This window comes from Centipeda artemidis DSM 19719, from assembly GCF_000426665.1.
Taxonomy (GTDB): domain Bacteria; phylum Bacillota; class Negativicutes; order Selenomonadales; family Selenomonadaceae; genus Centipeda; species Centipeda artemidis.
This window is the reverse complement of record NZ_AUFU01000008.1, coordinates 72197-94660: the sequence shown is the minus strand read 5'-3', so window position 1 is coordinate 94660 and position 22464 is coordinate 72197. Positions and strand designations below refer to the sequence as shown.

Genomic DNA, 22464 nt, shown 5'->3' with positions numbered 1-22464 from the left:
GAGGAATGGAGGATATGAAAATGGAAAATGCAAAGGACGCTGTCAAGAAGGAAACGGGGCTCGGCACGATTCGCGTGGCGGACGAGGTCGTCAGCATCATCGCGGGGCTTGCGACTACGGAGGTTGAGGGAATCGCCGGCATGAGCGGCGGAATTGCGGGCGGCATCGCCGAGATGCTCGGGCGCAAGAATTTCTCGAAGGGCGTAAAGGTTGAGGTCGGTGAGAAGGAAGCTGCTGTCGATCTCTACATCATCGTGAAGTACGGCATCCGCATTCCTGAGGTTGCGCTTTCGGCACAGGAAAACGTCAAGCGTGCGATCGAGACGATGACGGGACTCACCGTCGTTGAGGTCAACGTACACGTGCAGGGCGTCGGATTCCCCGAAGAGGAGCCGAAGGTTGAGGAAGTGCGCGTTCGATAAGCGCGTGAGGCACGGAACCATGGGTATATTGAATCGCTTGCTGCTGTTGCCGTCCGCCCTGTTGCTCATGGCAGTTGCGGCACTTGCGGCTGCCGCGGCGCTTCGGCTGCTGCCCGAGAGCATTTGGCTCAATGAGATGCGTTTTGCGCTCGTGCAGCCTGAGTTTCCCGCAGTGTGCGCGGTTGTATTCTTGATCGGATTAAAGCTGTTCTTTGCAGTCTTTTCCGGGCGTTCGGAGACAGGAAGAGCGCATGGAGAGATCATGGTTGTGGATACGCCGGCAGGTGCCGTACAAGTGGAGCTCTCCGCCGTTCGAGGTATTATCGAGCGCATAGCGCTTGGCATATCTGGCGTACGAGATGTATCCGCACGCGTTTGTGTGCCGCCGCAGAAAAATGAGAATGCCGCCCCGCTTCAGGTTGATCTTGAGCTTGGTCTGTCGGCGCAGGCACATCTCTCCCCGGTTTCGGAACAGATGACGGAACGTATTCGGCAGGAACTCCTGAACTTGCTTGGCATTGAGGGGATTCCGATTTCGATTCGCGTGACAGATGTTTCGAGTGCTGCGCCGCAGTCGAAAAAACGTGTTATGTGATGTGGGAGGTCGGATATGAAAGAACAAATTATCCGTTTCCTGCAGGATGAGTGGCAGAATAACAGAGGGCGCTCTCTGGGGCTTTTGCTGGGTGCGCTCTTTGCGATTTTTGTGCTCCTATTTGGGTTTTGGCGGACGATATTCTGTATTGTCTGCGCACTCGTCGGCATGTATATCGGTCGATGGGCAGAGCGCAGAGGTACATGGGCGGAGATGCGTGAGGATATGATGGAGAGTGCTTTTGTGCAGCGACTGTTTCGGAGGGTTAGATGAGTCGGAGACACGCACGGGAAGCTGCTCTTTTGACGTTGTTTCAGATGGATTTTTCTGCGAATGAGGCATCGCTTCATGATGTGAGCGAAATTGCCGCCGGCGCGGTTGAGGGGCTGAAAGAGAAGGATCTTCCCTATGCGCAGGGTCTTGTCCGAGGGACGCGTGCCGCGCTCGGGGAGATCGATGCCGCGATCGCGCGTTCGGCAAAAGAGTGGAAGCTCGAGCGTATGCCGGGCGTTGACCGCAATCTCATCCGCATGGCATTCTACGAAATGTATTATCAAGAGGAGCGCATCGATCCCGGCACCGCCATCAACGAGGCTGTGGAGCTTGCAAAAAAATACGGCGCGGAAGACGCAGGTCGTTATGTGAACGGCATCTTGTCGGCGATGCAAAAGGCGGTCTCTTGAAGAAAATCCGTTGCGCGATACGTTCGCGCACCGGGTCTTTTTTTATCAAATCTGTACATAGAAGGTAATTATGACGGTTCATAGTGTCAGCGACGTAACGCGCTATATCAAGAGTATGTTCGAGGGAGAAGCGATTCTCTCGGACATCCTGATACGCGGCGAGCTTTCCAACTTCAAGCGGTATCCCTCGGGGCATTGTTACTTTACACTCAAGGATGCCGCGGCCAGCATGAAATGTGTGATGTTCAACGGCTATGCGCGCAATCTGCGGTTTACGCCGGAAAACGGGATGCAGGTCATCGTCGGCGGAAATATCTCCGTCTATGAGTGCGACGGTGCCTATCAGTTGTATGCAACTAGCATCAACGTAGAGGGCGCGGGCATGTTGGCGCTCGCCTTTGAGCAGCTCAAAGAAAAACTGCGCGCCGAAGGTCTCTTTGACGAGGCGCACAAGAAGCCGCTGCCGCGCTTTCCGAAGCGCATCGGCATTGTCACCTCGGAGGCGGGCGCAGTTCTGCGCGACATTTACAAGGTGTCAAAGCGCAGGTGGAACGGCGTTCGGCTCGTTCTCCATCCCGTACTCGTACAGGGAACGGAAGCGGCGGGACAGATTGCCGCGGCGATCCGATTCTTCAATGAGAAATATCCCGTGGACGTGCTCATCGTCGGGCGCGGCGGCGGCTCCGCCGAGGATCTGTGGGCGTTCAACGAAGAGCCCGTGGTGCGTGCGATCTATGCCTCCCGCATTCCGGTGATCTCTGCCGTCGGTCATGAGACGGACACGACGCTGGCGGACTTTGCCGCCGACCGACGGGCGGCAACGCCGTCGCAGGCGGCGGAGTTTGCCGTTCCCGACGGCGCGGAGATCGCACGGCAGATCGCGGGACTGTCTACTCGTTTGGACACTGCGCGAAAACGGCATCTCGCGCAGGCGCAGATACGTCTGCAGACGCTCCACGGACACCCGTGGCGTAGGAATCCAAAGCTGCTCCTCGCGCGTTATATGCAGCGTACGGATCGCATGACGCAGCGGCTTTCGGACGCTGCGGATCGCCGGCGCAGCGACCTGCGGCACAGGCTGGAGTTGGCGCTGCGGCGGCTGGAGCTGCTGAACCCTGTGCAGCTCCTCTATCGCGGATTCAGCGTTGTGGAAAAGGACGGAAAAACGGTGAGCAGAGCAAAGGAACTCTCCCCGGGGGACGCGGTCTGCATCACCTTTGCAGACGGCAAAGTGGACGCCGTTGTGGAAAACGGAGCAAAGGAGGCGCAGCATGGCGCGTAAGAAAGAACAGACCTTCGAGGAGGCATTGTCGCAGTTAGAGCAAATCGTTTCGGAGATCGAGGGCGGGGAGATGCCCCTTGCCGATCTCATGGCAAAGTATTCGGAGGGTATCAAGCTGTCCGATTTTTGCGTAAAATCCTTGAAGCGTGCCGAGGAGACGATGGATCTGCTTGTAACCGAGACGGCGGACGGCGTGCGCGAAGAGGAGCTTCGGATTGGGGGCTGAGATGAAGGAACTTTGGCAGTCGCGCCGGACGCTTGTGGAGCGCGCCTTGCAGGCGGAACTCGACCGCACCGATATTTTGGACGATAAACTCCGCGCATCGATGGCATACAGTCTCATGGCGGGCGGAAAGCGTCTGCGCCCCATTCTCCTGATGGCGGCGGCGGATGCGGTCGGCGTGGACGGAACGAAGTTCATTACGGCGGCGTGCGCACTTGAGATGATCCATACCTACTCGCTCATCCATGACGATCTGCCCGCCATGGACAATGACGACTATCGGCGCGGCAAACTCACGAATCATAAGGTATATGACGAGGGGACGGCGATTCTCGCAGGAGATGCGCTCCTGACGCTCGCCTTTAGCGTGATTCTGCGTCAGCAGGATGTGCCCGCAGAGCGTCTGCTGCGCGTCGTGGATGAGACCGGTCGCGCGGCAGGCGCGGAGGGCATGGTCGGCGGTCAGATGCTCGATCTCGAAGCGGAGAATCGGCGCATCTCCATGGAAGAACTGCGGCGTGTCCACATGGGCAAGACGGGCGCGCTCTTCCGCGCTGCGCTGCGCTGCGGCGCCATCCTCGCGGGCGCTTCGGAGCGGCAGCTTGCCGCGCTCACGGCATATGCGGATCATTTCGGTCTGGCGTTCCAAATCACGGACGACATCCTCGATGTGATCGGTACCGCCGAGGACATCGGAAAGCCGGTCGGCAGCGATGAGAAGAACCATAAGTCCACCTATGTGACGCTGACCTCGCTCGACGAGGCACAGTCGCTCGCGCGGCAGACGGTCGAGAGCGCCGTGGATGCGCTTCATATCTTTGGCGATGAGGCGGCGTTCCTGCGCGAACTGGTTCTGTACCTCGTTTTGCGAAAGCAATAGGAGAGAAGTTGAAAAAAGAGCGTTTGGATATATTGCTCGTGGCGCAGGGGCTTGCGCCCAGCAGGGAACGCGCGAAGCGGCTCATCATGGCGGGACAGGTACTCGTGAACGAGCGGCGCGTCGACAAGGCGGGAACGACCGTCGACGCGGACGCTAGTCTGCGCGTCACGGGCGAGGATCTGCCCTACGTCAGCCGCGGCGGGCTAAAGCTCGCCAAGGGCATAGAGACGTTCGGCATCGTACTCGCGGGCAAGACGGCAGCGGACATCGGCGCGTCGACGGGCGGATTCACCGACTGTATGCTGCAAAACGGCGCCGCGCGCGTCTATGCGATCGATGTCGGCTACGGTCAGCTCGATTGGAAACTGCGTACGGATGCGCGCGTCGTCAACATGGAGCGTACCAATATCCGCAATGTGACGCCGGAGATGCTTGGCGTTCCGCTTGATTTTGCCTCGATCGACGTGGCATTCATCTCGCTGGATAAGGTGCTGCCCGTCGTGCGGACGCTTCTCTCCGAGAGCGGGGAGGTCGTCGCTCTGATTAAACCTCAGTTCGAGGCGGGGAAGGAGCGCGTCGGAAAGAACGGCGTCGTACGCGATCCCCTCATGCACGAGGACGTCGTTCGCTCCGTTGTGGCGGCAGCAGAGGGGATCGGCTTCATTCCGATGGGGCTGGCCTATTCGCCGGTCAAGGGGCCGAAGGGAAATATCGAATATCTCCTGTACCTCTCTCTCAAGGGAGCCGGGAGCGCCATGGATGCCGCGTTCGTACACGATATTGTGACCTGGGCGCATGCCGCACTGGATGGATGAGGTGCTGAGAACTCTATGCTGACGATTGCCGTTTTTCCAAATCTGATGAAGCCGGAGACGAGCGAGATACTGCGGCGCATTTTGCAATTTTTTTCGGATCGGGATGCACGCATGATAATGCCGCGCGAGCGCGCCGTCGAATTTGACATGCCGGACTGCGGCATCGACGATATTGAGCATATTCCTGCGGATTTTGCCCTGAGCCTCGGCGGCGACGGTACTCTCCTTGGCATCTGCCGGCGGTATGCCGAGAATCCCGTGCCCGTCTGCGGCATCAATATGGGGACGCTCGGATTCATGGCGGACATCGAGCAGGACGAGTTGGAATGCCGTTTGGAGCAGCTTTGCAGTGGGGACTACCATGTCGAGCAGCGTCCCTTCCTTGCGGGATATGTGACGAAGCCGACGGGAGAAGAGCAGTTCCTCGGTCATGCCATCAACGACATCGTTGTCATGAAGGGGGATGTCGCGCGCATCATCGCGCTCGGGCTTGCCGTCAACGATACGCCGCTGCTCGAGTGCAAGGCGGACGGCTTCATCGTGGCGTCCCCAACGGGCTCGACCGCGTACTCCCTCTCTGCGGGCGGGCCGATCATGAACCCGATGGTGAAAGGATACCTCCTCACGCCGATCTGCGCGCACACGCTCAATATCCGCCCGCTGGTCATTCGTGAGGAGGACGCCGTGCATATTCATTTGGTGGATATGCGGCAGAGCATCATTGTCACGCTCGACGGGCAGGAAACCTTTCCCGTGCTCCCCGACGATACTGTGACGGTGAAATGTTCGGATCTTAGGGCGGGGATCATCAAATTTGCGGATAAGGACTACTATCAAACCCTACGCACAAAGCTGTGGAGAAATTGCTAGGAGAGAGAGCAATGAAAAATCGGCGCCATGACCTCATTAAGAAGATCATCGAAGAGGACGTCATCGAGACGCAGGAAGCGCTTGCAGAGGCGCTGCGCGCGCGCCATGTCCGCGTGACACAGGCGACGATCTCGCGTGACATCAAGGAGCTGTTTTTGATCAAGGTACCCGCAGGCGGCGGACGCTATCGCTACGCCGTATCCCCGCCGGAGCATGTGCAGCTCTCCGAGACGCGTATGAAGCGTCTTTTTAAGGACAACGTGGTGCACTGTGATTTCAGCGAAAACATCGTTCTTGTGAAAACCGTGCCCGGCGGCGCGAATACCGTCGCCTCGGCGCTCGATGCGACGGATTGGAAGGAGATGCTCGGCACGGTCGCGGGCGACGATACCATCTTCGTACTCGTAAAGCCCAAAGAGGCGGTGGAGATCGTTGCGGAACGCATTCATGAACTGCTTCGCTGAGAGGAGGGAGCGCCTTGCTGAAAAGTCTGCACATCCGGAACTTTGCTCTGCTGGAGGAAGTCTCCGTCGAGTTTGGCGCCGGTCTTAACATTCTCACGGGCGAGACGGGTGCCGGCAAGTCCATCCTCATCGATGCGCTCGGCGCGATCCTCGGGCAGCGAATTTCAACGGACGCGATCCGCAGCGGATGCGATGCGCTGCGTGTGGAGGCGGTCTTTTCGCTCCATGCGGATGCCCGGGAACTTGCCGCAGTTCTTGCGGAGCAGGAAATTGACTGTGAGGAAGAAGAGCTGATCATCGTGCGCAAGGTTTCGCGCGCGGGCAAGAGCTTCGTTCTCGTCAACGGCGGTCATGTGACCGTTACCTTTTTACGCAGTCTTGCCCCTTTTCTCGTGGACATCCACGGACAAAATGAGAACCTTGCGCTCCTGCGCGAGGATAGCCAGCGCCGTCTGCTCGAGGACGGAGACGGCACGCTCGCCCAACTTCTTTCGGCATATCGCGGCGTATACGATGCGTGGAGAGAAAAGCGCGCGCTGCGTGAAGAACGCGCGGAAACGGTGCAGGAAATTGGCGAGCGCCTGGATATGCTGCGCTGGCAGGAGCAGGAGATCAGCGATGCCGACCTGCAGGAGGGAGAGGACGAAGAACTCGAAACGGAGATTCGCCGTCTCTCGCATATGGAAAAACTCGTGGATCATGCATCCGAAGCGAGCGCGCGGCTCAGCGAGGACGGCGCCGCAGGGGCGGCGGTGCTGACGGCGCTCGCGATCGTGCGCCGAGATCTCGGCGAGATTGCGCGCTATGACGATGGCCTCTCGAATGCGCAGAGCATGATCGAAGAAGCGTATATCTCGCTGCAGGAGGCGTCCTATGAGGTGCGCGACTACTGCGAGAGTCTCGACGCCGATCCCGCGCATCTGGATCGTCTCCAAACGCGGATGGACGTGATTGACCGCCTGAAAAAGAAATACGGCGGAACGGTATCCGCCGTGCTCGAACGGCTCGCATCCGTGCGTGCGGAGCTGGAGTCGATCGACAATTACGATACGGACATAGCGCAGCTCGATAAGGAGATTGCCGCCCTTGCTCGTGACCTTGCAGAGCGCGCGGCAGAGCTTACTGCATGCCGCCGCGACATCGGCGCGCAGCTTTCCGGCGAGATCGAACGCGAACTGCAGGAGCTCGGCATGAGCAAAGCGCGGTTTCACATCGAAGTCACGCCCGAGGAAAAATATACGAGCAACGGTGCTGACAGCCTGCGGATGCTCTTTTCCGCCAACATCGGCGAAGCGGAAAAGCCGCTCGAGAAGATCGCTTCGGGGGGCGAACTCTCGCGTATTGCCCTCGCGATTAAAACCATCGTCGCCGCACGCGACACCTCGGGCGCGAGCATGGTCTTTGACGAGATCGACACCGGCGTGGGCGGACGGACGGCACAGATGGTCGCAGAGCGCATCGCCTATGTCGCCGGGTACAAGCAGGTGCTCTGCATCACGCATCTGCCGCAGATCGCGTGCATGGCGGACGAACACCTCTACATCTCGAAATCCGTCAAGGGAGATGCGACCATCACGCAGGTAGATTTGCTCAGCGAGGAGGAGCGTATGCACGAGATCGCCCGTATGGCATCGGGGGACGACGTGACTGAGGCGGCGCTTGCAAATGCGCGCGAGATGCTCGCGAACGCGCAAAAGAAACAGGTGGAATTTCGGAAGAAAACTGTACACAGAAAGTAAGGAGAAAGCGATGAAAAAATATCGGTTCAGGTATTTTCTATTGGCGGCAATTATGGGATCAGTGCTTCTCATGGGAAGTGAGAATGCAGACGCCGCCCCTTCACCGCTCGTAGAATATACGAGCGTACGGGACGCATGGGCGGTTGTTGGACTTCCCGTTTATACTCCATCGCTCCTGCCCGTTGGATATATGCAAAAGGATATTATCGTCATTGATGGGCGGATCGCAGAGATTTTCTACCGTAATGATGCGGGGAAGGAAATTTTATTCCGCATGGCAAAGGGGGATTCCGACATCAGCGGCGACAGCAATATCTATGAGGTGAATCAGGTCGTCCAGGTCGGTCGTCAATATATCCGTGTCAAGGGAACGGAAAAACTCGTTAGTCTTGCACTTTGGGCACGTGCCGGCTACACCTTTTCGATCTCGTTTGAAGAACCTGTCTCTGTCGAAGCCGTACAGGCGATCGTCAATACGATTCCGTGGCAATAAGTATTGACATCGGCAGTGTGCTTGCACTATAATAGCTCTGCGCATATGCGCGATAGGACTCACTAGCTCAACTGGCAGAGCAACTGACTCTTAATCAGTAGGTTCACGGTTCGATTCCGTGGTGGGTCACCATGCATGATTCCCGCTGCGGCGGTTTTGGGGAAAAGCAGGTTGGCGGAGCCAACCTGCTTTTCGTATATGACGGCATCATTGGAGGGGCGCTTTGTGAAGATCTTGATCCTCAACGACGACGGTGTGGCGGCAGAGGGGCTGCGGACGCTGGCGGGGAGTCTTGCCGCGCGGCATCGTGTGACCGTTGCCGCACCGATGCATCAGCAGAGCGGGACGTCCCACGCGCTCACGATTGGCAGTGCGATTGAGGTGCGTGCGGATGAGACGTTTGATCCGGTGCATGGGATCAAGGCGTGGGCCATTGACGGGACGCCTGCGGACTGTGGCAAGCTCTATCTCGATGCGATTGCGGAGGAGATGCCGGACGTCGTACTCTCGGGTATCAATCACGGAGCAAACCTCGGCACGGATGTGATCTACTCGGGAACGGTCGGTGCGGCGTTCGAGGGACTTTTCCACTGGATTCCTTCCTTTGCGCTGTCGCTGCCGGAGGGGAGTGAGATTTCGTTTGCGGAGGCGGCGGCATATTTTGAGCCGTTCATGGAGCGTATGCTGATCTCGTATCGTAAGCCGTTTCTGCTCAATATTAACTTTCCGCAAAAACTTGCGGACGGCACGCCGCAATTCGTGTTCTGCCGGCAGGGCGGGCGCGACTACATCAACGCTTTTGAACGTATTGAGGAGGGCGGGCGTGTGCATTACAAGGTCGCGGGTGAGGTCTCCGATACGGACAAGAGCGAAGGTACGGACATCTATGCTGTGGAGCAGGGATACATCGCCGTGACGCCGCTCGGTGTAGATATGACGGATTATCCGCAGCTTATACGATTTGAAAAAGAAGAAGTAAAATGAACATATATTGATATGTTTGTTGATAATTACTATAAAGAGCGGAGTTTGTGTCTTCTGCTCTTTTTTTTTGTAGGTTTTTGCGGTATAATATGCGAATATGAACAGTATTCATATTTTCTGTGGGAGGGAGTGCCTTGCTGTATCCGCTGAATATTGATCTGACGGGACGGCGCATTGTCGTTGTTGGCGGCGGCATGGTGGCGGAGCGTAAGGTACACGGCATTCTCGCAGCGGATGCGACAGCGGACATCTTGGTGATTGCGCCGGAGGTGACCGCGGGGCTGCACGCCCTTGCAGAGGCGGGGCGCATCACGTGGCGGCGTGAGTGTTATGCGTACGGGATGCTGCGCGGCGCGTTCCTCGTCTATGCGGCAACGGATGCGCGTGAAGTCAACGCCGTTGCTGCGGCGGAGGCGGAGGGAATCGGAGCGCTCGTTAATGTGATCGACGACGCGGCGCGCTCGGATTTTCAAGTGCCCGCATCCATGCGCCGCGGTGATCTGTTGCTGACCGTCTCGACGGGCGGCGATAGTCCGGCACTCGCGCGGGCGATACGGATGGAGCTTGAGCAATTCTATCCGCCCTCTTTTGAGATGTGGCTGGATTATGTGGCGGTACTGCGTGCAGAGATGCGGGAGGCGCTTCCGACGAGCAGGGAGCGCACGGCGTTTTGGCGGACGGCGGTACGAGACGATATTTTATCGATGGTTCGAGACGGAGAGTTAGAGAAAGCGGAGGCTGAGTTACGACATGCGGCTCTTAACATTAGGGCTCAATCATAGAACGGCGCCTGTGGAGGTGCGCGAGCGGGTTTCGTTCTCGCGCGAAGAGCTGCGTTCGGGACTGGTAAATCTGGGGGAGTACGACGGGCTGAGCGGTTTAGTCGTGCTCTCGACATGCAATCGAACGGAGTTTTACGCCGCCGTGGAGGATCACGAACGCGGTGCGGAGGCACTGCGCCAATTTTTGAACGACCTGACGCAGGGCGGGCAGGATCTTGACGAATACCTCTATACCTATACGGACGAGGAGGCTGTGACGCATCTCTTCCGCGTGGCGGCGAGCCTTGACTCCCTCGTTTTGGGCGAGGGGCAAATTCTCTCGCAGGTCAAGGAGGCGTATGCGATCGCGCGCGAGGCGGGGGCGACGAGCACGGTGCTCAACCTGCTCTTTCACCGCGCGATCGCGGCCGGCAAGCGCGTGCGTACGGAGACACGCATCGCATATCGTTCCGTATCGGTCAGCTATGCGGCGGTCGAGCTTGCGGCGGCGTCGCTTGGAGGACTCGGCGGCTGCAGCGCACTGATCTTCGGTGCAGGCAAGATGGCGGAGCTGACGGCGGAGCATCTGCGTTCTCACGGGATAGAGACCATCTATGTGGCGAATCGACATCTTGAGCGTGCGGAGCGCCTTGCAGAGCATATTGGGGGGGAGGCGATTCCCTTTGATCGCGCGATGGAGTATGCGGTCGGCGTGGACGTTGTTGTCACCTCGACCGGTGCGCCGCATTATGTGGTTAAGGCATGGGAGGCACGCCGACTGATGGCACGCCGCCATGGGAAGAAAATTTTCTTCATCGATATTGCCGTGCCGCGCGATGTGGATCCGGATGTGACGAATATCAAGGGGATTGAGCTTTATAATATCGATGCGCTCGAGGCTGTCGTGGATGAACATCTCGGCGAGCGCCGGGAGGAGGCGGTGAAGGCGGAGCGGATCGTGCAGGAGGATGTCGCGTCGCTCCTCGAACGGTTCAAATATCTGTCCTTCCAGCCGCTCATGGCGCTCCTCTCGGGACGCTGCGAACGCATTCGGGAACGCGAGATCAAGCGCGTGAGCGCAAAGCTTCCGGATCTCTCGGAGGAAGAGGAGCGGCAGGTCGAACATATGAGCCGTATGATCGTGCGCAAGATTTTGCGGATCCCGATGATGAAGCTGCGCGCGTCTGCGGGCACTGCGGACGAGGCGTTTTACATCGCGGCGATGCGTTCGCTCTTTAAGTTGGATGCGATAGGGGAGACGGGAACAAGTGAACAGCGGCACAATCACTATCGGTACGCGGGCAAGTAAGCTTGCGCTGTGGCAGGCGAAGTTTGTCGCGGGAGAGCTGCAAAAGCGTCATCCCTCGGTCACGGTCGTGCTGAAAAAGATGACGACAAAGGGGGATAAGATCCTCGATGCGCCGCTCGCCAAAATCGGCGGCAAGGGTCTCTTTACCAAAGAGCTCGAGCAGGCGATGCTCGCGGGGGACATCGATATTGCAGTGCACAGTCTGAAGGATATGCCGACGGAGATTCCCGCAGGGCTGATTATCGGCGCCATTACCGCGCGCCTTGACCCGGGCGACGCCTTCGTCAGCAATCGATATGCGGCGATTGAGGAACTGCCCGCAGGGGCGCGGGTCGGGACGTCGAGCCTGCGCCGCAGGGCGCAGCTCCTCGCCGTGCGTCCCGATCTTGTGCTCCTCGATCTGCGCGGCAATGTGAATACGCGTCTTGAAAAACTCGACGCGGGGGAATTTGATGCCGTTGTGCTCGCCGCGGCGGGACTGCGGCGGCTCGGGCTCGGCGATCTCATCCGATCGGTTCTGCCGCGGGCGATGATGCTGCCCGCCGTGGGGCAGGGGGCGCTCGCCATCGAGTGCCGCGCGGACGACGCGGAGATTCGCGCGGCGATCGATTTCCTGTGCGATGCGGACATGACGGCGGCGGCGGCGGCGGAGCGCGCCTTCCTCAGGCGCGTGGAGGGCGGCTGTCAGATTCCCGTCGGTGTCTACGCGGAAATCGGCGACGGCGATATGCTCTATGTGGACGCGATGATTGCGTCCGTGGACGGGATGCGCGTCTGCCGCTCCCGTGCGTCGGGACGTCCCGCGCAGGCGGCGCAGATCGGCGTCGCACTTGCGGAGGAACTGCTCGATATGGGCGGACGTGAGATTTTGAAAGAGATAGGGATTAACGTATGAATGGAACAGTTTTTCTTGTCGGCGCGGGTCCCGGGGATCCGCGCCTTTTGACCGTGGGCGCGATGGAGTGCATGAAACGCGCGGAGGTCGTCGTCTATGACCATCTCGCCGACGAGAGCATTCTTTCCTATGCGCCGGCGGATGCCGAGCTCATCTACGTTGGAAAACAGTCCTGCAAGCACACGATGCGCCAAGAGGACATCAATGTGCTCCTCGCCGACAAGGCGGCGGAGGGAAAGACGGTCGTTCGGCTCAAGGGGGGCGACCCCTTCGTCTTTGGGCGCGGCGGCGAAGAGGCACTGCTCTTGCTGGAGCGCGGGATTCCCTTTGAGATTCTGCCGGGCGTGACCTCTGCGGTCAGCGTTCCCGCCTATGCGGGCATCCCCGTGACGCACCGCGGCGTTGCCGTGTCATTTGCCGTCGTCACAGGACATGAGGATCCGACGAAGGCACACTCGAATATTCGCTGGGAGCACCTTGCGACGGGCGTGGACACGCTGGTATTCCTCATGGGCGTTGCAAATATCCCCGTGATTACAAAAAAACTCATCGAGCATGGCCGCCCTGCCGACACGCCCGCGGCGTTCATCCGCTGGGGGACGCATCCCGAGCAGGAGACCTATGTCACGACGGTGGGCGAAGCCGCGGAGACGGTCGTGCGCGCGGGGATACGTCCGCCCGCAATCTTCATCGTGGGCGATGTGGTCAAACTGCGCGACAATTTGCGCTGGTTTGACCGCCCGGCGACGCGTCCGCTCTTTGGCAAGAGGATTCTCGTAACGCGCGCGCGCGCGCAGGCATCGGCACTGACGGAAAAACTCACGGCACTCGGCGCCGCCTGCATCGAGGCGCCCGTCATCCGCATCGCCCCTCCTGCGGACGGCTATGCGGCGCTCGACGGGGCGATCGCGGAGCTGAACGCGTATCAGTGGCTGATTTTCACGAGCGTCAACGGCGTGGAGCATTTCTTTGCGCGCCTTCATGCGGCGGGAAAGGACACGCGCGCACTCGGCTACGCCAGGGTCGCGGCGATGGGCGCGGCGACGTCGGCGGCGCTGCGCGCGTTCGGCATACGGGCGGATCTCGTTCCCCCGGAGTTCCGCGCCGAAGCCGTCGCAGAAGAGCTGCGCCCGCTCCTGCCGCCCCGCGCACGCATTCTCCTGCCGCGTGCGCAGGAAGCGCGGGATGTCCTGCCCGATACGCTCCGCGCGCACGGGGCGATCGTGGATGTAGTCGCCGCCTATGAGACTGTGCCGGAGATCGAGGACGCCGCGATTGCGCAGCGTCTCGCGAGCGGCGAGATAGACATGGTGACGTTTACAAGTTCTTCGACCGTTAAAAATCTTGTCAAAATGCTCGGCAATATCACGCCCCTGCAGCAGGTCAAAATCGCCTGCATCGGTCCCGTCACGGCGGATACGGCGCGTTCGTTTGCGCTCGAACCCGACATCGTGGCAAAGGAGTATACGATTGACGGGCTTGTGCGCAGCATCAAGGAGTATATACAATGAATATGATTCAGCGTCCGCGCCGCCTGCGCATATCCGCGGGAATGCGCGATCTCGTGCGCGAGACGGAACTGTCGCAGCGCGATTTCGTCTATCCGATTTTCGTCGTGCCGGGCGAGCACATCAAGGAAGAGATTCCGAGTATGCCCGGCTGTTTTCACTACTCTGTAGATAACGCCGCGGAGCTTGCGCGCCTCGTCGCGTCCTGCGGCATCCCCGCCGTCGAGGTGTTCGGACTGCCTGCCTATAAGGACGAGATCGGATCGAGCGCATGGGATCCCGCGAGCCCCGTGCAGAGGGCGATTGCCGCGATCAAGGAAGCCGTTCCGGAGCTTCTCGTTGTCGGGGACGTCTGCCTTTGCCAATATACCAGTCATGGGCACTGCGGCGAACTGCACGGCAAATACGTGGACAACGATGCGACACTGCCGCATCTCGTTCAAACGGCGGTAAGTCAGGCGCGTGCGGGCGCGGACATCGTAGCGCCGTCCGACATGATGGATGGACGCGTTGCGGCGATTCGCGCGGGGCTTGATGCCGAGGGCTTTGTCAATACGAGCATCATGAGCTATGCGGTCAAATATGCATCCGCCTACTATGGACCTTTCCGCGATGCCGCGGACAGCGCGCCCTCCTTCGGCGACCGCAGACAGTATCAGATGGATCCCGCGAATGTGCGCGAAGCGCTCAAGGAAGCCCAGCTCGACTGTGACGAGGGCGCGGACATCATCATGGTGAAGCCCGCGCTCGCCTATCTCGACGTTGTGCGGCGCGTCTACGATACGACGGATCGCCCGATCGCGGTCTATAATGTCAGCGGCGAGTACGCGATGGTGAAAGCCGCCGCCGCGAACGGCTGGATCGACGAGCGGCGCATCGTTTTGGAGAGCCTGACGAGTATGAAACGCGCGGGGGCGACGATCATCATCACCTATCATGCGCTCGACGCCGCCGCATGGCTGAATGAGTGAGGAGGGGAATCATGCGGAACACGGCGCAGTCCAAGGCGGCATTTGACGAAGCAAAAGTGTATATGCCGGGCGGGGTCAACAGTCCCGTCCGCTCCTTTGCAAATGTGGGGGGTAACCCGCTCTTTATCGCGCGCGCAGAGGGCGATAAAATCTATGACATCGACGGCAACGAATACATCGACTACGTTGGCTCGTGGGGGCCGATGATCGTCGGTCATGCGCATCCGCAGGTCGTCGCCGCCCTCCGGGAGGCGGTGGGGCGCGGTACGAGTTACGGTGCGCCGACGCTCCTTGAAACGGAGCTTGCAAAGCTCGTGCAGACCGTCTATCCCTCCATCGAGGTCATCCGCATGGTGAACTCGGGGACGGAGGCGACGATGAGCGCACTGCGCCTTGCGCGCGGATATACGGGGCGCAATAAGATCGTGAAGTTCGTCGGCTGCTACCATGGGCACAGCGACAGTCTGCTCGTGAGCGCCGGTTCCGGCATGGCGACGTTCGGCGTGCCGAGCTCGCCGGGCGTGACGCCGGGCACGGCGGCGGATACGATCGCCGTGCCGTATAACGACGAGGAGGCGATTCGTTCCGTGATGGAGCGCGAGGGCGATGTCGTCGCCGCCGTCATTGTAGAGCCGGTCGCGGGCAATATGGGGCTTGTCCTCCCGCGGCAAGGCTACCTTTCACTCCTGCGCGAGCTGACGGAGCGGCACGGGACGCTCCTCATCTTTGACGAGGTGATGTGCGGATTCCGCGCCTCGCTCGGCGGCGCACAGGCGGCGTACGGCATTCGCCCCGACCTCACCTGTCTCGGCAAGATCATCGGCGGGGGGCTTCCCGTCGCCGCATACGGCGGACGCCGCGAGATCATGGAGCGCGTCTCGCCCGCGGGTCCCGTCTATCAGGCGGGGACGCTCTCGGGCAATCCGCTCGCCATGACAGCGGGCATCGAGACGTTGCGGATCATCACGGCGGAGCCGGAGGACGGCGCACCGGATTACAGCCGCGTGCTGACACTCAAGACGAAGAATCTCCTCCTCGGCTGGCAGCGCATCGCCAAGGAATACGGCGTTCCCATTTGCGCGCATCAGGCGGGATCGATGTTCGGCATCTTCTTCATTAATCGCGAAGTCTATAACTACGACGATGCCGTCGCCGCCGACCAAGACGCGTTCCGCATCTGGTTCGAGACCATGCTGGACGAGGGCATTTATCTCGCACCCTCGCAGTTCGAAACCGTATTCATGTCGGGCGCACATACCAATGCGGACATTGACCGCACGATCGCCGCGGCAGAGAAAGGATTCGCAGCGGTCAAGGCGGCACGCACATAATTATATTATTCTTTAGTTCCTCCTGTGTGTAGCATAGATACACCGGGAGGGTTTTATTTTGAGAAAAGTCTGCCGATCTGTGATTCTTCACATTGCTAGCGGGAGTACCATATGATATAATTTATCGGTAAATATCACAATATAGTCATATTAAATATCATTGAGGCGGTGTTTCTCATTCGTGAGATAGATGTTTCCGGAGGGAAAAGCAGCAAGGGCGAATCCTTCCTTAAAGGAACCTTTGTCCTGACGATAGCAGGATTCGTCGTCAAGGTCATCGGGTCGCTGAATTGGATCTTTGTTTCCCGCATCCTCGGCGGCGAGGGCATCGGGCTGTATCAGATGGCTTTTCCCATTTATTTTTTTGCCATGACAGTGTCGCAGGCAGGCGTGCCCGTTGCGATTTCCATTATTACGGCGGAGCGTGTGGCTCTCCAGGATATCTATGGGGCAAAGCGTGTATTTCGTATTTCTATGATGTTCATGCTGCTGACGGGGCTTTTCTTTTCGATATTGACATATTTGGCGGCAGACTGGCTTATCGACTGGCAGTTCATCCGTGATGCGCGTGCGTATAAGGCTGTTGTGGTGCTCGCACCGACAGTTTTTTTCGTGACCCTGCTCGCAAGCTCCCGCGGCTATCTGCAAGGTTGGCAGCGGATGACGCCGACGGCAGTCTCACAGATCGTGGAACAGATCTTTCGCGTGGTAACGATGATCGTATTGGCGAGCCTCCTCATGCCGTGGGGGCTGGATTATGCCGCTGCGGGAGCCTCACTTGGCGCTCTTGCAGGGGCAGTGACAGGGTTAATCGTCCTTGTCTATTTTCACATCAAATTGGAACGTGACATTGCGCGCGACTACGGTACGGATCTTAAACCTCTGCCGGGAGCAGCATATGAGTCGCGCCGCTCAATTATCAAGCGCATCTTTAAGCTGGCGCTCCCCGTTTCGGCGGCAAGCATCATGCTTCCTGTCGTATCAAATCTTGATCTCATGATTGTTCCGCAGCGTCTGGAGGCAGCAGGTTACAGCATCAGCGAGGCGACGGAGTTGTTTGGCTACCTGAACGGCATGGCGGTTCCGCTTGTCAATCTCGCAACAATACTCACGGCGTCAATGGCGATGAGCATTGTGCCTGCGATTTCGGAGTCGCGCGTCCTTGGCGATCAGGTGCGTGTCTATGATCAGACGGCGGCCTCGGTGCGCATCTCGAATTTTGTCTGTTTTCCGGCGTTTGTCATTGTATTCATATTGGCGACCCCGATTTCGAGTCTGATCTACAATGCGCCGGGCGCGGGCCCCGCCGTTATGATCTCGGCGGTAAGTATTATCCTGCTCGGACTGCATCAGGTATCGACAGGGATACTGCAGGGGTTGGGGCATCCGACCATTCCCATGGTGAATATGATTCTTGCGGCAGGTGCAAAGGTGTTCCTGAATTGGCAGCTCACAGCGATTCCGTGGCTTGGCATCATGGGCGCTGCGTGGGCGACGGCTGCCGATATGGGCGTTGCTGCACTCATTAATCTGTATTTTATCTATCGGTTTATCGGGTACCGCATTGAGTTGCTGCAGTTGTTTAAGACGATCTGCGCTGCCGGAATTATGGGGGCGTCGGTCTATGGATTTTACACATGGACGCTTGTATGGTGGGGTATTGCGGCGATATCGACGTTTGGTGCGGTGCTCGTTGGATGCATCGTCTATATTGCTGCGATGATTCTCTTGCGCGGATTGATCGAGGATGATCTGCGCCGCCTGCCGATGATCGGTTCAGTGGGGATTCGGTTTTTGCAGCGAATTGGGGTTTTTAAGGCATGAGAAAACTTGCGTTAATCTATAATCCTGTTTCAGGGAATGCGCTGTTCAAGGTCAAACTGGATTGGTTGATTGACTCATTTCAGCGGCATGGGATGGTACTTTGTCCGTACCGGACGCGCGGCGGCACTTTGGATAATATCAGCCGGTTCCTAATTGATCTGCATCCGGACGGTGTGATTGCCGCGGGCGGTGACGGCACCGTGCACACGGTCGTAAACGCAATGATCGAGGCGGATGCGGATATCCAGCTCGGTATTTTTGGCAGCGGTACGTCAAATGATTTTGCCACCTATCTTGGGATTCACGATGATTGGGAAAGCTATATTGAGCGCATTGCGGCAAGGGAGTCCCGCCGTGTGGATTTAGGAGTCCTTGAGGACAGCAAGCGATATTTCGTCAACGTCGTTAGCGCAGGAATGCTCACGGGTATCGCGCACGAGGTAAAATCTACCTATAAGAATACACTCGGCAGGGTGGCATATTACTTGAAAGGACTTGGAGAAATCCCGCGCCTGCACTCATTTCCCGTGCGTATTTTGGCGGATGGTGCGACCTATGAAGAGGACATTTTTCTCTTTGTCGTGGCGAACAGTCCTGTCGTTGCAGGGATGAAACGTATTGGTACGGATATTTCCGTTGACGATGGAATGCTTGACCTGCTTGCGGTAAAAAAAATAAGTCTGCCGCAGTTTATGTCCGTTGCGGCAGACCTGTTTTCCGGAAAATCCATTACGGAGAAAGAGAGCATCCTGCATATCCGTGCACGATCGTTTGAAATTCAAACGGAGCAGGAGTTATGCAGTGATCTTGACGGCGAGTGCGGACCGGTACTCCCGCTGCGTGTTCATACCGTACCGTTGGCTCTTTCCGTTTATTGCTGAACGTTCTAACTTAATGTGTCCCTAGATAATGTGCAACAAATTGTTGTGCAGTGCGTCCGCTGCGTCCGCTGTGTGTCAGCTCCCAGCGAAGTCCCGCGAGATGCAGCTCTTCTTTTGTCAGTGCAATTCCTTTTTGTCGCAGGAGATAGTCGATGATCGCGAGATACTCTTCCTGATCCGGTGTATGATATTGGATGATGAGTCCAAACCGATCGGCGAGGGAAATGGTTTCGTGCATGGCGTCATCACGATAGAGCTCATCTTGCTGCCGGTCACGCCATGTCTCGCGTACGAGATGGCGGCGGTTAGAGGTCGCATAGAGGCGGACGTTCGGCGGACAGGATGAGACGCCGCCCTCGATGGCGGATTTGACCGTCTTGAACTCGGCGTCAGAATCCTCGAATGAAAGATCGTCGAGGAAAATGATGAATTTTTTACTTGCAAAGCGCCGCAGCTGTGCCATGATATCCGGGAGCAGCCAAAGCTGATCCTTTGTGACCTGAAGGAGCCGCAGCCCCATATCGTCATACATGCCGGCAAGCGCTTTGACTGCCGTCGATTTTCCCGTGCCGCGTGCGCCGACGAGGAGCACATGGTTGGATGGCTTTCCCTCAACAAAAGAGCGCGTATTGTGGATGAGCTGCTCCTTTTGCCTTTCATATCCGACGAGGTCGCTCATGCGCGGTCGCTCAAAGTCTATAATTCCGCGCAGTGTGTTTTCGGCGATATCCCAACAGAAGGCTGCGTAGGCGGCAAGATCGCCATAGCCGTATTTGGCATAGAAAGCAAGAAGAATTTCTGCGTATTCTTCCGGCGAGCTTGCGCCGGCAACACCCGGGAGCAGAAAATCTTCCGTTTTTCCATATATATTCCGGGTCGGCTCGTAATTATCTAGGAGCGTTTCACCAAGAAATATACTCGTCGGTGCTGTGAGCAATGGATAGAGCAACCTGATGTCATGGTAAAAAACATCCCGCAGACTCGTACCGGGGGGCAGATCCGTGCGTTCCATTGTCTCAGAGACGAGATTTGCCCGGCTCGTCAGGACGTGAAGCAAATAACGGGGCAGCAGGTTGCCGCTCAGCCCGTGCGTTTCTGCTGCGGCAATAAGGGCGGATATACAGTACTTTTTGGCAGTCGGTTCATCCTCAGGAGCAGCGAGAAATGAAAGAACAGGATCGTCGCGCAGAACGTCAAGCACGAGGAGATCAGACAGATTGACATTTTGACACATGATATTCATCCTTTCGGTGTAGAGAGAATCACGCATGGCGGCGTGATGAAATCCGAAGTTTGATTTGTATGTTGAAGCACTGTCAGCAGACGAAGATCTGTTGCCAACGTATCAAAAGCAAGCATCTCTTGCAGGAGAGAGAGCCGTCCCGAAAATGATCGGTTGTTTGAGGTTAAAAACTTTGCCGTTCGTGTGATAATGGGGAGGTGTGTATGCTCTTTGATTGCACGCAGCAGCTCTTGTCCACGTACATTGAAAGCGAGCGGGCGAATATAGGTCGCTCCATGGGTATCAAAACGTGTTGCCTGCGCCTTTTTGAATTTGATCAGGAGATGGAGGATAAGACGGGCAATGCGGCTGCGTGTATAGCGTTTTGTTGCCGCAGCCGTGAGAAGGTCGTCATAGTCGTTCACTTTTTGGAGTGTGCGGATCAGACGATTTTCGATCCCTTCTGTAACACCGAGGATCTCCTCCCGTTCACTGTTACTCGATGTGAGGAGGGTGTAGCGCAAGAGTGAGAGCAGCTTATTTTCGTTGGGGAGCTTTGTCTCGTACACTGTACGAAGATCGGTGTATACCGAGGGGGGGACGCTGTCGGCGAGTCGGCCCCACGGTGGTATACTCTCATAGAGCGCACTGCGAATCGAGGATGCACTTGTAATACCCGGATAGAGTGCGGTATCGTTATGGCTTGCTGTGTTGCGCGGGATGGCAATGGGGGAAATTTCGAAAGTACTCCGGCAAAGGGCACGTAAATACTCTATGGCAAGGATGTTATTTGGTAAACGCAGCATTTCTTCGGGGATACTTTTATCGGCTGCAGCACGTGACAGAGCTGCGGCATAGGAATCGCCTGCACTTATGTAGGAATGCAGACGTCCCTGAACGACCGGCGTATCAATCGACGCAGCGATGTACTTTAACGGCGCAATGTCGTGTGTCTCGGTGCCGAAAGCAAGGCGTTCGACGATACCGAGCGCTGCAAGCAGGGACACCCCGCCGCGTGCGAAGTCCTGCGCGCTTCGACAGGAAAAGACAAAGGGCAGTTCGAGAACAAGATCGGCGCCGCCCTCGACGGCATGCCGTGCCCGTGTCCATTTATCGAGTATACACGGTGTGCCGCGCTGGGAAAAACTGCCGCTCATAGCGATGATAATCCCATCTGATGAAGGGAACATACGGTGCAGCTCCGTTAGCTGATAGCGATGTCCATGATGAAAGGGATTGTATTCGGCGATAATGCCGATGGCGCGCATGACATTCCTCCCTTCCATAACTTAATTTATAGTTTAACAAAAATGAATTGGTATGTCTATAACACCTTCATAATCCTCATACAGGATTCCCCATCCCCTACATTTTACTATGCCGGGGATGGGGATTTTTGTTGTCTTCGTATCGTGTTGCCTGGTATTTCTGACAATCCTCTCTTAGGCGTAAGAAACAGCATAATCTACCAAGGGAAGGATAAAAAGTCTTATAATGATACCGACGTTATTTATGAGAAAATAAAGGAGGATATATGGGGTGCGTTTATGGATATGTTCGTGTTAGTAGCCGCGATCAAAATGAGGCACGGCAGATGATAGCGCTTGAGGAGCTAGGGATTCTTCGGAAAAATATCTATGTGGACAAACAGTCCGGGAAGGACTTTGAACGCCCTGCCTATCGGAAGATGCTACGGCGTTTGGGGCGGGACGATGTGCTGTATATCAAGAGCATTGATCGACTTGGCAGGAACTATGCGGAGATTTTGCAGCAGTGGCGTATTTTGACAAAAGAGAAAGCGATTGACATTGTGGTGCTTGATATGCCGCTCCTCGATACGAGGCGAGGAAAGGATCTGATGGGGACGTTCCTGAGTGATATTGTATTGCAGGTGCTGTCTTTTGTGGCGGAGAGCGAGCGTGTCAACATCAGGCAGCGGCAGGCGGAGGGAATTGCTGCGGCGAAGGCGCGGGGCGTACGATTCGGCAGACCGCGCCGCCCGCTGCCGGAGAACTTCCCCGAGGTGTATCTGCGTTGGAAAAACGCAAAAGTAACGGGGACGGCAGCGGCAAAGGAGTGCAATATGCCGCTTGCCACCTTTCGTTATCGTGCGGCAATCTATGGAAAAAGAGAAGAATTGTAAATCGTTTTTGCATAAATGTGTAGTATTTTATAGGCCGGTCACTATTCGTTTCGAGTTTATAATACTACAAAAAGAGAGGATATTCTATAACGAAATCTTTCGTTTTATATCTTGAACTATAGATGATACTGAAACAAATAATATACTACACGATATTGTAATAGAAAAT

General features: G+C 57.2%; 24 protein-coding genes and 1 tRNA gene. 23 read left to right on the top strand and 2 right to left on the bottom strand.

Going from position 1 to position 22464, the window contains the following annotated elements:
* Positions 1-5: 5 nt before the first annotated feature.
* The 22 genes from K341_RS0106310 to K341_RS0106205 all read left to right on the top strand — a co-directional run bounded on the left by K341_RS0106310 (position 6) and on the right by K341_RS0106205 (position 18930).
* Positions 6-422, top strand: a complete 417-nt coding sequence (locus tag K341_RS0106310; RefSeq protein ID WP_009348930.1) for an Asp23/Gls24 family envelope stress response protein — start codon at positions 6-8, stop codon at positions 420-422.
* A 19-nt stretch (positions 423-441) separates the two neighbouring features.
* Positions 442-1017, top strand: a complete 576-nt coding sequence (gene amaP, locus K341_RS0106305) for an alkaline shock response membrane anchor protein AmaP (protein WP_009658406.1) — start codon at positions 442-444, stop codon at positions 1015-1017.
* Between the two features lie 15 nt (positions 1018-1032).
* Positions 1033-1290, top strand: a complete 258-nt coding sequence (locus K341_RS0106300; protein ID WP_009348928.1) for a DUF2273 domain-containing protein — start codon at positions 1033-1035, stop codon at positions 1288-1290.
* Complete coding sequence (gene nusB, locus K341_RS0106295) at positions 1287-1700, top strand: transcription antitermination factor NusB (protein ID WP_026762220.1); 414 nt, start codon at positions 1287-1289, stop codon at positions 1698-1700. The genes K341_RS0106300 and nusB overlap by 4 nt, the downstream gene beginning before the upstream one ends.
* A gap of 70 nt (positions 1701-1770) precedes the next feature.
* Positions 1771-2982 carry an exodeoxyribonuclease VII large subunit gene (gene xseA, locus K341_RS0106290; RefSeq protein WP_026762219.1) on the top strand — a complete coding sequence of 404 codons (1212 nt, stop codon included), beginning with the start codon at positions 1771-1773 and terminating at the stop codon, positions 2980-2982.
* Entirely contained in the window at positions 2972-3208 is a 237-nt protein-coding gene (gene xseB, locus K341_RS0106285; protein WP_009348925.1) for an exodeoxyribonuclease VII small subunit, read from the top strand. The genes xseA and xseB overlap by 11 nt, the downstream gene beginning before the upstream one ends.
* Before the next feature lies 1 nt (position 3209).
* Positions 3210-4085 (top strand): polyprenyl synthetase family protein, encoded by an 876-nt coding sequence (locus K341_RS0106280; RefSeq protein ID WP_026762218.1) that lies wholly within the window; start codon positions 3210-3212, stop codon positions 4083-4085.
* Between the two features lie 8 nt (positions 4086-4093).
* Positions 4094-4900: a TlyA family RNA methyltransferase gene (locus K341_RS0106275; protein WP_026762217.1), complete on the top strand. Its 807-nt coding sequence runs from the start codon at positions 4094-4096 to the stop codon at positions 4898-4900.
* Between the two features lie 15 nt (positions 4901-4915).
* On the top strand, positions 4916-5770 hold the full coding sequence (locus K341_RS0106270) for an NAD(+)/NADH kinase (RefSeq protein ID WP_026762216.1): 855 nt from the start codon (positions 4916-4918) through the stop codon (positions 5768-5770).
* A gap of 11 nt (positions 5771-5781) precedes the next feature.
* Entirely contained in the window at positions 5782-6234 is a 453-nt protein-coding gene (gene argR / locus K341_RS0106265) for an arginine repressor (protein ID WP_009348921.1), read from the top strand.
* 14 nt (positions 6235-6248) lie between these two features.
* Complete coding sequence (gene recN / locus K341_RS0106260; protein ID WP_026762215.1) at positions 6249-7973, top strand: DNA repair protein RecN; 1725 nt, start codon at positions 6249-6251, stop codon at positions 7971-7973.
* A gap of 10 nt (positions 7974-7983) precedes the next feature.
* Positions 7984-8466 carry a DUF4367 domain-containing protein gene (locus K341_RS0106255; RefSeq protein ID WP_009658415.1) on the top strand — a complete coding sequence of 161 codons (483 nt, stop codon included), beginning with the start codon at positions 7984-7986 and terminating at the stop codon, positions 8464-8466.
* A gap of 56 nt (positions 8467-8522) precedes the next feature.
* Positions 8523-8598, top strand: a tRNA-Lys gene (locus K341_RS0106250).
* A 93-nt stretch (positions 8599-8691) separates the two neighbouring features.
* Positions 8692-9450, top strand: a complete 759-nt coding sequence (gene surE / locus K341_RS0106245) for a 5'/3'-nucleotidase SurE (RefSeq protein WP_026762214.1) — start codon at positions 8692-8694, stop codon at positions 9448-9450.
* A 134-nt stretch (positions 9451-9584) separates the two neighbouring features.
* Entirely contained in the window at positions 9585-10232 is a 648-nt protein-coding gene (locus K341_RS0106240) for a precorrin-2 dehydrogenase/sirohydrochlorin ferrochelatase family protein (RefSeq protein ID WP_026762213.1), read from the top strand.
* Positions 10201-11520 (top strand): glutamyl-tRNA reductase, encoded by a 1320-nt coding sequence (gene hemA, locus K341_RS0106235; protein ID WP_009658453.1) that lies wholly within the window; start codon positions 10201-10203, stop codon positions 11518-11520. The genes K341_RS0106240 and hemA overlap by 32 nt, the downstream gene beginning before the upstream one ends.
* A complete protein-coding gene (gene hemC, locus K341_RS0106230) occupies positions 11480-12415 on the top strand; it encodes a hydroxymethylbilane synthase (protein ID WP_026762212.1) in 936 nt (311 codons plus the stop codon). Before hemA ends, hemC begins: the two co-directional genes overlap by 41 nt.
* Positions 12412-13926: a uroporphyrinogen-III C-methyltransferase gene (cobA, locus tag K341_RS0106225; protein ID WP_026762211.1), complete on the top strand. Its 1515-nt coding sequence runs from the start codon at positions 12412-12414 to the stop codon at positions 13924-13926. Before hemC ends, cobA begins: the two co-directional genes overlap by 4 nt.
* Complete coding sequence (gene hemB / locus K341_RS0106220) at positions 13923-14894, top strand: porphobilinogen synthase (protein ID WP_026762210.1); 972 nt, start codon at positions 13923-13925, stop codon at positions 14892-14894. The genes cobA and hemB overlap by 4 nt, the downstream gene beginning before the upstream one ends.
* Positions 14895-14905: 11 nt before the next feature.
* Positions 14906-16225, top strand: coding sequence for a glutamate-1-semialdehyde 2,1-aminomutase (gene hemL / locus K341_RS0106215; RefSeq protein ID WP_026762209.1), 1320 nt, complete (start codon positions 14906-14908; stop codon positions 16223-16225).
* Positions 16226-16393: 168 nt separating this feature from the next.
* The gene (locus tag K341_RS0106210) at positions 16394-18049 is read left to right on the top strand and encodes a putative polysaccharide biosynthesis protein (RefSeq protein WP_026762208.1); all 1656 of its coding nucleotides are present in this window, start codon (positions 16394-16396) and stop codon (positions 18047-18049) included.
* Positions 18046-18930: a diacylglycerol/lipid kinase family protein gene (locus K341_RS0106205; RefSeq protein WP_026762207.1), complete on the top strand. Its 885-nt coding sequence runs from the start codon at positions 18046-18048 to the stop codon at positions 18928-18930. The genes K341_RS0106210 and K341_RS0106205 overlap by 4 nt, the downstream gene beginning before the upstream one ends.
* A gap of 10 nt (positions 18931-18940) precedes the next feature.
* On the opposite strand, the gene K341_RS0106200 is transcribed toward K341_RS0106205, so the two are convergent.
* Both K341_RS0106200 and K341_RS0106195 read right to left on the bottom strand, forming a co-directional pair.
* Complete coding sequence (locus K341_RS0106200) at positions 18941-20164, bottom strand: ATP-binding protein (protein WP_026762206.1); 1224 nt, start codon at positions 20162-20164, stop codon at positions 18941-18943.
* A gap of 5 nt (positions 20165-20169) precedes the next feature.
* Positions 20170-21420 (bottom strand): tRNA(Met) cytidine acetate ligase, encoded by a 1251-nt coding sequence (locus tag K341_RS0106195; RefSeq protein WP_026762205.1) that lies wholly within the window; start codon positions 21418-21420, stop codon positions 20170-20172.
* Between the two features lie 266 nt (positions 21421-21686).
* Between K341_RS0106195 and K341_RS0106190 the strand changes: the two genes are divergently transcribed.
* Positions 21687-22295 (top strand): recombinase family protein, encoded by a 609-nt coding sequence (locus K341_RS0106190; protein WP_026762204.1) that lies wholly within the window; start codon positions 21687-21689, stop codon positions 22293-22295.
* The last annotated feature ends 169 nt before the right edge of the window (positions 22296-22464 follow it).